The 11699-nt window shown below is 64.4% G+C and carries 10 protein-coding genes; 2 read left to right on the forward strand and 8 right to left on the reverse strand.

The window, feature by feature from the left end; translation table 11 throughout:
• Window positions 1-914: 914 nt before the first annotated feature.
• Genes PV761_RS23540 through PV761_RS23570 form a run of 7 tightly spaced genes read right to left on the reverse strand, consistent with a single transcriptional unit; the run spans window position 915 to window position 7537 of the window.
• Complete coding sequence (locus PV761_RS23540) at window positions 915-1613, reverse strand: substrate-binding domain-containing protein (protein ID WP_347899949.1); 699 nt, start codon at window positions 1611-1613, stop codon at window positions 915-917.
• Window positions 1610-2554: an aldo/keto reductase gene (locus PV761_RS23545; RefSeq protein ID WP_347899950.1), complete on the reverse strand. Its 945-nt coding sequence runs from the start codon at window positions 2552-2554 to the stop codon at window positions 1610-1612. Before PV761_RS23545 ends, PV761_RS23540 begins: the two co-directional genes overlap by 4 nt.
• 26 nt (window positions 2555-2580) lie before the next feature.
• Window positions 2581-3534: a Gfo/Idh/MocA family oxidoreductase gene (locus PV761_RS23550; RefSeq protein WP_347899951.1), complete on the reverse strand. Its 954-nt coding sequence runs from the start codon at window positions 3532-3534 to the stop codon at window positions 2581-2583.
• A gap of 25 nt (window positions 3535-3559) precedes the next feature.
• Window positions 3560-4861 (reverse strand): protocatechuate 4,5-dioxygenase subunit alpha/beta, encoded by a 1302-nt coding sequence (locus PV761_RS23555; protein ID WP_347899952.1) that lies wholly within the window; start codon window positions 4859-4861, stop codon window positions 3560-3562.
• A gap of 1 nt (window position 4862) precedes the next feature.
• A complete protein-coding gene (locus tag PV761_RS23560; protein ID WP_347899953.1) occupies window positions 4863-5807 on the reverse strand; it encodes an amidohydrolase family protein in 945 nt (314 codons plus the stop codon).
• Window positions 5804-6496, reverse strand: coding sequence for a 4-carboxy-4-hydroxy-2-oxoadipate aldolase/oxaloacetate decarboxylase (gene ligK, locus PV761_RS23565; RefSeq protein WP_347899954.1), 693 nt, complete (start codon window positions 6494-6496; stop codon window positions 5804-5806). Before ligK ends, PV761_RS23560 begins: the two co-directional genes overlap by 4 nt.
• Window positions 6497-6508: 12 nt before the next feature.
• On the reverse strand, window positions 6509-7537 hold the full coding sequence (locus PV761_RS23570; RefSeq protein WP_347899955.1) for an amidohydrolase family protein: 1029 nt from the start codon (window positions 7535-7537) through the stop codon (window positions 6509-6511).
• A gap of 143 nt (window positions 7538-7680) precedes the next feature.
• On the opposite strand from PV761_RS23570, the gene PV761_RS23575 reads away from it, so the two are divergent.
• Complete coding sequence (locus PV761_RS23575; protein WP_347899956.1) at window positions 7681-8586, forward strand: LysR family transcriptional regulator; 906 nt, start codon at window positions 7681-7683, stop codon at window positions 8584-8586.
• A gap of 195 nt (window positions 8587-8781) precedes the next feature.
• Here PV761_RS23575 and PV761_RS23580 read toward each other — a convergent pair whose 3' ends face one another.
• Window positions 8782-9432 (reverse strand): hypothetical protein, encoded by a 651-nt coding sequence (locus PV761_RS23580; protein ID WP_347899957.1) that lies wholly within the window; start codon window positions 9430-9432, stop codon window positions 8782-8784.
• A 253-nt stretch (window positions 9433-9685) separates the two neighbouring features.
• Between PV761_RS23580 and PV761_RS23585 the strand changes: the two genes are divergently transcribed.
• Window positions 9686-10657 (forward strand): hypothetical protein, encoded by a 972-nt coding sequence (locus tag PV761_RS23585; RefSeq protein ID WP_347899958.1) that lies wholly within the window; start codon window positions 9686-9688, stop codon window positions 10655-10657.
• The last annotated feature ends 1042 nt before the right edge of the window (window positions 10658-11699 follow it).

The following is an 11699-nucleotide window of genomic DNA, read 5'->3' on the forward strand; positions in this document are numbered from 1 at the left end:
CATACCCACGAAACGAAATTAACAGGTCAGGCCAGCGATTAAAAGACCCCTTCACCGAAACCTAACAAAGTACTACTCGGGCTGCCCACAGACCCGAGGTTGTTAATTCGGGCATGCCGAGCGACGCTCCCGCTCAGTACTGCGTATGTGCCGAGTAGACCGGGCGTGAGCGGAATCTGGAGAAAGGCAACTCTCCGCCCTCGTAGGTAGGACTAGGCCTCGGCGGAAGCAGTACAGGAGCCGCTGCTGCCTCCGTCCAGTTAGCGGAACCCAGAAGGCAAGGATGCAGATTTCCATCCCCAGCGTGAGCTACAACTTTGAGGCCGACGTTGCGTTGTTCCGCGAGGCCGTCGAAATGACCCTGACCCAGGGGGCGTGATTAGTGCGCGCTTCGTCTCCGGAGCCACTGGGCACGGGTATCAGAAGCATCGCGGGGGAGTGACGTGCTCGTTGGTGGCCTTCTTCGCTGCTCACTACCGCCGGAACTGATCCGAGCCGCAGACGTGCGGCGGTCACCCGTGTCCTGGTGAGCGCAAACAGCGCCACCGCAGAGAAGTACATGACATGGAACGCCGGCGCGAACGAGTTGCCGGTGTCCTTTACCAGATCTGGCTGATAGGGGGAGTGGTTCAACCGAACGGGAAATGGCCACCTTGTGCGTCACTCTGACGCCGTCACAGCGCGCAGCCGTCGGAAGAGCTCAGACATCACCGCGCCCGTGAGGGCACGCGCTGGGCAGGACGACCATGAACAATGCAAGGTACGGGGACCAGACTTCGCACACGTGCATCAAGGCGGACACCGGAATCAGCAGGACTGCGCGTCGCCCGTGCGTTCTCCACGATCGTCTGCGCGCCTCGCATCGGTGGAAACGTCTGCAGAACCCGCATCAGCCAATCCGTAACGGCAGGGCCTCAGGGCGCGCCAAAGCTGTGCGAGGACTTGATGGACGCCGCGAGGTCGGAGCGGAAGAAGGCCAACACTTCCGCAGCGCCTGCCGCGTCGCTGGAGGATGTCGCGACAGCACCCGCGAAGACCGTGCTGATCGCGCAGTCGGCGGGGAGGACGCCGAGGATGCGCACGCCGGGCTGCCCCACCAACTCGCTGAGCTGCTGCAGGCCGAGATCGACCTCGCCCTCGGCGAGCAGGCGCGCCACGGGCACGCCTGGACGGGCCTGCACCAGCCGGTCGCGGACCTCATCGGTCATGCCCCAGTGGTCGATCATTCGCAACAGTTCGGTGCCGCTCGGACCGGTGGAGTATCCGATGCGGGATGCCGTGCGCAGGGCGCTGCGAAGCTCATCGGCATTGGCGAAGGCCGTGCCTTCGGAACGTGTGGCTGCATCGGCGCTGCGTGTGGGCACGCCGACGGCGACCTCCGACAGTACGATCGGGGCGATGGTTGCCGGATCGACGTGCCCCTCGGCAGCGAGGCGTTGGAGAGCGTCCTCGGCGAGGAACACAAGGTCGAACGGCTCGCCGGCGGTCAGCCGCTGGGCGGCGTTCACTCCGCCTTCGGATTCGAGCTGCAGAAGCGGCAGCCCCGCCCCGGCTGCAGCTTCAGCGAGGTCGGCGAGAACTTGGCGGGTGGCCATCGACGAGATCGCCCTCATGCGGCATCCTCGAAAGTCTCGGCGTCTACTTCGGCAGCAGATGCCGGCGCATATCGCGCGCCAGAGATGGTATCCGTGCCAATCAGCTCGCCGGCCCGCGTCAGCAGCGCGCCGTCGACAGTGATGTCGGCCGCCGCCATGTTCTCACGCAGGTGCGCGACGCTCGTTGTTCCCGGGATCGGCAGAACGTGATCTCCGCGGGAGAGCAGCCAGGCCAGCGCGAGCTGTGCTGGGGTGCAACCGGCCTCCGCAGCCAGCTGACGCCAGGAGGCCAGCAGCGCCGCATTCGCACCCCAGTGCTCGGGCTGGAAGCGCGGCATGCCGCGGCGGATGTCGTTCTGGGACAGCTCACCTGGGTCCTTGATTGCATCGGCGAGGAAACCCCTTGCGCCCGGCGAAAACGCAACAAGAGTCACGCCGTCCTCGCGGGTGGCGTCGAGCATGCCAAGCTCGGCATTGCGACTCCACAACGAGTACTCGTTCTGCACGGCCGCGATAGGGGTGACTTCCTGCGCCTCGCGCAGTCGCGCGACCGACACCTCGGACAGGCCGATTGCGCCGATCTTGCCCGCCGCGACCATCTCGGCCAACGCCCCGACGCTATCGCCGATCGGCACCTTCTTGTCCCACCGGTGAAGGTAGTACAGATCGATGTAATCGACGCCAAGGCGGGTCAGCGAAGCATCGACCTGTGCGCGCAGCGTATCGGGACGTCCATCGATGACTTTCACGCCATCGACGGACGCCATCCCGCACTTGCTCGCCAGGAAGACCTCATCGCGGCGCCCCGCGATCGCAGCACCTACAAGCTCTTCGTTGCGGCCGCCGCCATACAGTGTTGCCGTGTCGAGCATCCCGATGCCTTCATCGAGAGCGGCGCGCAGCATCGCCAGCCCCTCGTCACGCGACGGGGGGACGCCGTACGCGTGGCTCAGCGACATACAGCCCAGACCGGTGGGTGGTAGCCTCACGCCAGCTGCTTCTCAAGCGAGCCGAGCACTCGGTAGCAGTCGATCACCTGGCGAAGCGACGAATTCGGCTCGCGTCCCTCGCGGATAGCCGAGATGAATTCACGATCCTGCAGCTCAATACCGTTCATGCTTACGGCGACATGCGACACGTCTATCGGCTCCTCACGGCCGTTGTAGAGATCGTCGTAACGCGCGATGTAAGTCTCGGTGTCGCCGATGTAGCGGAAGAACGTGCCGAACGGGCCGTTGTTGTTGAACGACAGCGACAGCGTACAGATCGCGCCCGACTCGCTCTTGAGCTGGATCGACATGTCCATCGCGATGCCGAGTTCGGGGTGGATCGGGCCCTGGACCGCGTTCGCCTGCACGATCTTGCCTGCCTGGTAGGCGAACAAGTCGACGGTGTGCGCGGCATGATGCCACAGCAGGTGGTCCGTCCAGGACCGGGCCTCGCCCTTCGCGTTCGTGTTGCTGCGGCGGAAGAAGTACGTCTGCACGTCCATTTGCTGCACGTTGAACTCGCCCGACGCGATCCGGTTATGTACCAACTGGTGCGAGGGGTTGAAGCGGCGGGTGTGGCCGACCATTGCGACGCGATTGGATGATTCAGCCGCCTCAAGCGCTGCCTCGGCATCCGCGAGCGAGTCGGCCAGCGGAATCTCGACCTGCACGTGCTTGCCGGCGGCGAGTACCGCCTGGGTCTGAGACGCGTGGAGCCCCGTGGGCGTCGCAAGGATCACTGCGTCGACGTCGTCGCGCTCGAGCGCGGCGTCCAGGCCGACAACGGCGTTCTCGACGCCGTATTTCTCGGCAACTGCCCGGGTCGGTTCGGGCCGCGTGCCGCTGACGACGGTCACCTCGGCATCGGGGATGTTCATCAGGCCGTCGAGATGTTTCATGCCGAAGGCGCCTGCGGCGCCGACGACGGCCACACGGATCTTGTCAGTCATGGGGGCTCCTTAGTTGCGGATGCGGTCAGTCGGTCGGGTTCGTGAGAACAAGGTGGCCGACGGCGGTGTTCGACGCCGGCACGTGGTAAAAGCGGTGGTTCACCTCGGGGCTCTCGCCTTGGAACTGATCATCCATCGCACCGCGCGCGATGAGCCAGTCGACCAGCTCGATGCCCTCGGAGCCGGCCTCGTCGACGTACTCCATGTGCTGCCATTCTGTCAGGCCTACGGGGTCGGCGATGAGGTGGTCAAGGAATGCGTTGTCCCATTCCTCGTTAATGAGGCCGGCGCGCGGGCCCTGCAGCTGGTGGCTCATGCCGCCGGTTCCCCAAATTTGCACATTGAGCGGCTCGCCGTCCCACTTGTCCAGCGCACGGCGGAGCGCACGCCCGAGTTCGTAGCAGCGACGTCCGGACGGCACCGGGTACTGCACCACGTTTACGGCGAGGGGGATGACCCTGACGGGCCATTCCTCGACATCGCCATACACGAGCGACAGCGGCACCGTAAGCCCGTGGTCCACGACCATCTCGTTGACGAGCGTGAGGTCGAAGTCATCCTGGATCACGGACTGGGCGATGTGTGCGGCCAGCTCGGGATAGCCTTTGACGTCGGGCACAGGGCGGGGGCCATAGCCCTCGTCCGCGACCGGGTACTCCGCGCCGGTGCCCAGCACGAAGGTGGGGATGATCGACGAGTCGAACGCGGTGGCGTGGTCGTTGTAGACCAGGATCACGACGTCGGGGGTGTTCTCCTTGGCCCACTTGCGGGTCCACTCGTAGCCGCTGAACACATTCTTCCAGTAGGGCTCCTCGGTCTTGCCGTGATCCATCGCCGCGCCGATCGCAGGCACGTGCGAGGTGAACAACGCAGACGTGTACTTCGCCGGCGCATCGGGGCGCATGACCTCGGACTTCTCGGCCGGCGCGGGAGGGGTCCATCCGTCGAGATCCTTCAGCCGCACACCCTCGGGGCGACGGCCACCGCCGATCATCATGTCGCGGTAGGCGGCCTCGCTCATGCCGGTCATCGAGCCAGCCATCTGCTGGAAGCTCAGGCCGTGCGTGGCGCCGATCTTGCTGAGGAAGTAGATGTTGCCGCCCTCGGCCATCATGGCGTTCAGGTCCATGTCGAGCACCGCCTGCCGCTGGGCGGGGCTCAGCGGCCACTCGTCGAGATAGGCCTCGCGGTCGGCGAGGTAGCGCTCGCGGTTCTCGGGCTTCATCAGCGACATCGAGAACTGGTTGAGGTGGTAACCCTTGCGGGCCATCTCAGCATCGAAAATGATGGTGCCGGGTACGTCTTTGTACGGTTTGTCGAGCGTCATGTCATACTCCTTCGGGCCAGTAGAGGCGGGCGGGATTGTCTACGAGCAGCTTGTGCTGCAGTTCGGGGGTCGGTGCGATGTGCGGGATGAAGTCGACCAGGAGCCCGTCGTCGGGCATGTGATCCTTCAGGTTCGGGTGCGGCCAATCGGTGCCCCAGAGCACGCGATCGGGGAACTCCTCGACGACGCGACGCGCGAAGGGCACGACATCGGTGTACGCATTTTGCTCGCCGTCGAGCGCGCGCGGGCCGCTGCTCGAGAGTCGCTCGGGGCAGGAAACCTTGGTCCAGACGTTCGGGTTTTCCCGCATGAAGCGCAGGAACAGCTCGAACTCGGGACCGTTCGGGTCTTTGGTCACGTCGGGGCGACCCATGTGGTCGACGACGAGGTCGGTGGGGATCGCCGAGAAGAAGTTGTACAGCTCGGGCAGATCCTCAGCCTCGAAGTAGATGACCACGTGCCAGCCGAGCGGGGCGATCTTCGCGACAATCGCGTCGAGCGACTCGGTCGGCACCCGGTCGACCAGACGCTTTACGAAGTTGAAGCGCACGCCCCGGACGCCGGCGGCGTGCAACTCGGCGAGCTCCTCATCGGTCACGTCGCGGCGAACCGTGGCGACACCGCGTGCGTGACCCTCGCTGCGCTGCAGCGCGTCGACGAGGGCGCGGTTGTCGGCACCGTGGCAGGTGGCCTGCACGATCACGTTGCGCTCGAAGCCGAGGTGGTCGCGCAGCGCAAACAGCTGCTCAGCTGAGGCGTCGCACGGAGTGTACTTGCGCTCCGGCGCGTACGGGAACTGCTCACCCGGTCCGAAGACGTGGCAGTGCGCGTCCACCGCGCCTGCGGGCACGCGGAACGTCGGAGTCGAGGGCCCGTCGTACCAGTCGAGCCATCCGGGCGACTTCTCGAAGCCGCCGCTGGTGTCCCCGTGCGCCATGGTGCTCATGCCTCCACGTACTCGAGGCCGGCCTTGGCCAGCGGCTCGCGCATGTTGTAGATATCGAGGCCCAGCACGCCGTCGCGGAACTGCTGACGCTTGGCCTCCTCGTTATCCTCGCGCTTCTGGCTGGCGTCTGCCACCGCTCCGACAAGCTCGCGCGGGACAACCACGACGCCGTCGACATCGGCCACGACCACGTCGCCAGGGTTCACCACGGCGTTCGCGACCACTACGGGGATATTCACCGATCCGAGGGTCGCCTTGACGGTGCCCTTCGAGTTGATCGCACGAGAGAATACCGGGAAGTCCAGCTTCTCGAGGTCGGCGACGTCGCGCACGCCGCCGTCGATGACGAGGCCCTTGCAGCCGCGCGCGGTGAGCGAAGTCGCGAGCAGCTCACCGAAGAAGCCGTCTTCACTCTCGGTGGTGCAGCCGGCGACGATCACGTCGCCTTCCTGCACCTGCTCGGCGGCGACGTGGAACATCCAGTTGTCACCAGGCTGCAGCAGCACCGTCACGGCCGGGCCGCAGAGCTTAGCGCCGGTGTAGGCCGGCCTGATATAGGGGCGCAGGAGCCCGACTCGCCCCATCGCCTCGTGGATAGTGGCGACGCCGAACTGCGAAAGCCGTTTGACGTCCGCGGGATCCGGACGTTCGATGTTGGTGCGGACGATGCCGAGGTTGTTCAGTCGCATTTGATGGTCCTTTCAGAGTCCGCGCGCAGTAAGGGCGCGGTCAAGCCGTGGGTAGACACGGCGGGCGTTGGCTTCGAACACCTGCGCGCGCTGCGCGTCGTTCAGGTTCGTGGTGGCGTCGACGTACCGCTTGGTGTCGTCGAAGTAGTGTCCGCTGCGCGGGTCGACGTCGCGGACGGCGCCGATCATCTCGCTCGCGAAGAGGATGTTCTCGGTCGGGACGACCTTGGTGAGAAGGTCGATGCCCGGCTGGTGGTACACGCAGGTGTCGAAGAACACGTTGTTCAGCAGGTGCTCCTCGATTTCGGGCTTGCCCAGCGCCATTGCGAGCCCACGGAAGCGCCCCCAGTGGTAGGGAACGGCGCCGCCGCCGTGAGGGATCACGAGCTTCAAATCGGGGAAGTCGCGGAACAGGTCGCCCTGGAGCAGTTGCATGAACGCGGTGGTGTCGGCGTTGAGGTAGTGCGCTCCGGTCGTGTGGAAGGCCGGGTTGCACGACGTGCTGACGTGCACCATCGCCGGGATCTCGTATTCGACGAGTTTCTCGTATATCGGGTACCACGAGCGATCGGTCAGCGGCGGGGACGTCCAGTTGCCGCCGGACGGGTCGGGGTTAAGGTTCACGGTGACAGCGCCGAGTTCCTCGACGGCGCGAGTAAGCTCGGCAACGCTCGTCGCGGGATCAGCACCGGGGGACTGAGGGAGCATCGCCCCCACCAGGAAGCGTTCGGGGTAAAGCTCGCTGACGCGGGCGCACAAGTCGTTGCAGAGCCGGGCCCAGGTCTCGCTCACAGCGAGGTCTCCGATGTGGTGCGCCATGAACGAGGCACGAGGGCTGAAGACGGTGACGTCGCTGCCGCGCTCGTTCATGAGCTTGAGCTGGTTGGCCTCGATGGTCTCACGGACATCGTCATCGCTGATGCGCAGGGTCGCAGGGTCAGGAGCGTCCGCGCGTCCTTCAGTGAATGCGATCTGCAGATCACGCCACGCTCCGAGCTGTGTTGGAGCTGTGGTGTAGTGGCCGTGGATGTCGATAATCACGCGTGTCGTCCTTGTCACTAAGTGTTAGCGGTGCGAGTAGCTGCACTTCGTTGGATCAGTGCTGCCCCAAACCGACTCTAGGGGTGTTCGCCACCGTGGTCCAATAGATATGCAAAGACAAAGCCATTGATATCATCTATGGCATGACGTTCACCGACCTCAACCAGCTCCGGACATTCGTCACGCTCTACGAGCTGCGCAGCGTCACGGGCGCCGCTAGGCGCCTACACGTGACACAGCCCACGGTCAGCTATTCCCTGAAGCGGCTCAGGGAGCGGTTCGGCGACGAGCTGTTCCGTCGCGAAGGGAACGACATGGTGCCGACCGCGAAGGCGACGCAGTTGTTTGGGCCCCTGCACAACGCCCTGGCACAGATAGACGCGACCGTCATGGGATCGGACGTGTTCGAACCGACCGGATTCAGCGGCGAACTCGTCCTCGGACTCACCTCGATCGGTGAACAGACGTTCCTCCCACCGATCATGACCGCCCTCGGGCGGGTCGGCGCCGATCCGCGGATACAGGTAGAACGGCTCGATTCGGACGAGGTTGAGAGCGCGCTAATCCGCGGCACCATCGATCTGGCACTTACCGTGTCGCGGATCGCCACACCCCGGCTGTGGAGGACGCACGTGCGTTCGGTCGAATACGTGGCGCTGTCGTCCGGGGCGCATCCGCTGCCCCCGACCGGGCCTGACATGTTCGCGGGAAGGCGCTTTGTGCGGGTCTCCGCCCGTGGCGGGCACGTGTATCCCGTGCAGGCGCTGACCGAACACGACTTGATGTCCCAGGTCGTGCTGACCATGGAGGAATACGGCACCGTGCCTGCCGTGCTCGAGGCGACAGATCTGGTCGTCCTGCTGCCCCGACATGTAGCGGGGGTGTTCTGCGGCTGGTTCCCCCGCCTTCGCATCGCCGAGCTGCCCTGGCCCGCGCAGAGCACACCGGTGGAGTTGTATACGCGGCGCGAGGCCAGCCTCTCGCAGGCGCAGCGATGGTTCCGCTCGCTGGTGCTTGATGCGGTTGCGGCGGATGAATACAGATCGTAGTCGCTACAGTCTGCGGGCGTCTCAAGCTCGGACGGCCCCGTCATGCCGCATCGGTTCGGCCGTAGAGGTCGGTGGGGACGGTGCGACCCGGCGTCGCCACTCGCTCTTGAGAATCGGTTGGATCTTAGGCCAACTCATCGACGCTGCACGGGCAGAGCAAGTCAGGGCTCCCAATGCCGAGAGCTCAAGCGGAGACTAGCGTTTCGTCCTGTTCCAGCTGGCCTTACCCGGAGCGAACGGGCTACGCACGTGGATCGACCACGACGAGTGCGGGTGGATCGTCAGAATCGCGTGCTCCCACCAGGCGCGGGCTTCGTCTGAGAGCTCCGGTAGCACCGCATCCTTGTCGGCGTCGTCTTCCGGGCGGGGACGCAGCGCCTTCCAGACTAGTTGCACCTCGGGCGCCCCGGTCGGGATCCCGTCGACGTCGATCACGGCACGATCCCACGGCAGCTGCAGGCGTGGGTCTCGACGGTAGACCCAGACGCGATCCGTGCCGTCCTCGACGTCGATCTGCAGTACCCATGCGCCCGTCGCGTCGTCGTGGATACGGACCGGCTGCAGATCGGCATCCATATCGGCCTTTGCCCAGGGGATCACGCCGTCGCCGGACGGAACCCAAGCGCTAAACGGCGCCGGAATGTCGTGCACCAGCCGGGGCAGGTCGGCAGCCGTCGTGCTGACATCGGTATTGTGGTGCTCGCGAATGCTCGTGCCGAGCCAGTGGTCGAGTGCCACCCCTCCGGACAGCCACCAACGCGCCGAAGAGGGTCCAAGCAGCTTCGCCACGACTCGTGGGGGCAGGGGTTCCCAGCGCGTCGCGAGGGTGGGTGCGGATGAGGCCATGAACCAAGGCTACCCGTGGGCGGCGGTGGTCTGTCGAAATGGCAATGGGATCGACCCCCCGGTGGTACGTCTTCCACTGGCCCAATAACACCCCGGCCGAACGGGCCAAGCTCACCGAAGTGGAGATCAAGGGCCCGAGTTCAGAGTAGGGGGTTGCTGTTGAGCTGCGCGGAGGCTCACCCAGCGACTTTTGGCAATGGAATCGGGTAGGTTCGCCGGAGACTTGTGGAAAACCTGCGGATTGGGGAATCGGATGCCGGGAGTCGAAGTTGAGGTTGTCTGGGCCTCGCTGTCAAAGGCGTGGCGGAAAGCCCAGTACGAAGAACTGTGGCTGCAGTTCCGGCCCCGAGGCTCGACGGATGCCTTTGAGGCAGTTGAGGCCGCCGTCCATGTGGCGAACCAAGCCGTCGATGACGCCGGCTGGGGCGATGGCGTGTTCACGGGCGGGGTCTCGGATTCGGACGCCGGTCCGGTGGCGTTGATGAGCAGGGCCGGGCCCGAGGAAGGGGTGCGCGCCTGGTTTGCTGCGTTCGCCCAACATTTGCAAGCGCTAGGAAAATCCGGGCGGGTGACCGCGGCGCCCGAGGCTCATTTCCCGGAATGGTTAAGCGGGGCAGTGGACGTGCCGCTCCAGTTGAACGCGTTCGTGTCTTACCAGACCGATGAACTGGCCCTGCTGGACGCCGAGCAAGAACGCCGCACCTGGCACGTCCCGACGGACCTTACGGCGCAAATCGCCGAAGCCGCCACGGCGTGGGGCCGCTTCGAGGACGCCGACGTTTACCTATCACGCAGGATCCACCAAACTCGCACCAGGAACCCGAACGTTGAGCAGGCACTGGCAGCCGGGGCGATCAAATTCGCTATGGCCAGGGTGGCCTACCTGCGGTCCGAGCCGCGCCGCTTCACCTGGGCGTCGATGAGCCCGCTGGGCCGGGCCTGTTACGGGGTTATGGACGACACCATATCTTGGCAGGACCGGCTGGCCCAGGTTACCCGCGCCATGACAGCGTTCCCTGCAGATACGGACCTGGCATTCGTCCAATACAGCGCCGCCCCCAGCAGCTGGAGTGAACTCTCATATGCCAGGCCGGCTCTTCCCCACGTCGAGGAATATCACGTCCGCTACAACAGGCACCTGAACGGGCAGTACATCCCCGACGCCCACGGAATCCAGCTCCTCACCGACGCCCACCTGGAACACGCCAACGACCTCTCCGGCTGAGACATCACCAGCCTTGGTGGAGGCAAGCATCTGGTCGAGGCCAAAGACCTGAGGCTCTGGTATGCCAATATCGACCCGGACCCAGAAACACTGGCACAGGCACGGGCCGATTTCGGCGGGATGATCCTCACCCCGGAGATCATCGCAAAAAATCCTCCTCCCTGGCGCTAATCCCGGACTACGACCGGGTGTGCCAGATTTGCCCACCGGTCGCCATCTCGTCACGCCGAAACGTCCAGTTCCTAAGAAACGGGATGTCCGTTCTCAATGTAGTTGTCAGTGGCGACGTGGGGACTGACAGGTTGGATGAGAAGAATCTGGCGGAGTCTTTCTCATTCATGTTGTCAGTTCCGTACACCACGCAGTGCTTGCGGCGGGCGCCGTTGGGCTCTTAGGCCGGTCACAAGAAGGGCAAGCGCCAGCTTATGACTGCTGACAACTTAAATGAGAAACAGCCTGAATCCGTTAACTGACACATTGGATGCGAAAACTGACAACTTCAATGAGAACGGACACGGGAGTTCTCGCAGCTACTGCTACACCCGTGGTTGAAACGCCGATAATGGACGTTTCGTCGGGTGGGCTGGGACCCTGGAGTTGGCTCGTCAGCAGAGCGTGTCGTCTCATTGCCGTCGGTCGAACTTCTAACCGCGGGGGCGCCTGCCGTACGTGGGGTTGTGGCGCTCCGCCGAGCTTCTCTGTACTGATCGCTCTTCTTTTGCAGTGGTGCAAAGGGCCATCATTGGGAGTCATTGAGCCGCATAGATTCGGATCGGAGTTGGCAGTGATCCAGGCTTGGCTGTGCAGATTGAATATCCGCCACGAATGGCATGTTGAACATGCCGAGGACGGAGGGCTATACAGGCGTTGCCTGCGCTGCGGTAAGAATGGGGAGGGCGGGGACGGCACCGCTAACGGCTGGGCGCTTACGAAGTGGTGGTAGGTGCGCTGCCTTTCGCGTCTATCTAGTGTCCCGCGCCTGAAATTCGGTTCAGAAGTCGGCCGATGGATTCGAGGATCTGTTCTGCTGTCTTGGTCCAGG

It is taken from the genome of Arthrobacter sp. CC3, from assembly GCF_039907775.1.
Taxonomy (GTDB): Bacteria; Actinomycetota; Actinomycetes; order Actinomycetales; family Micrococcaceae; genus Arthrobacter.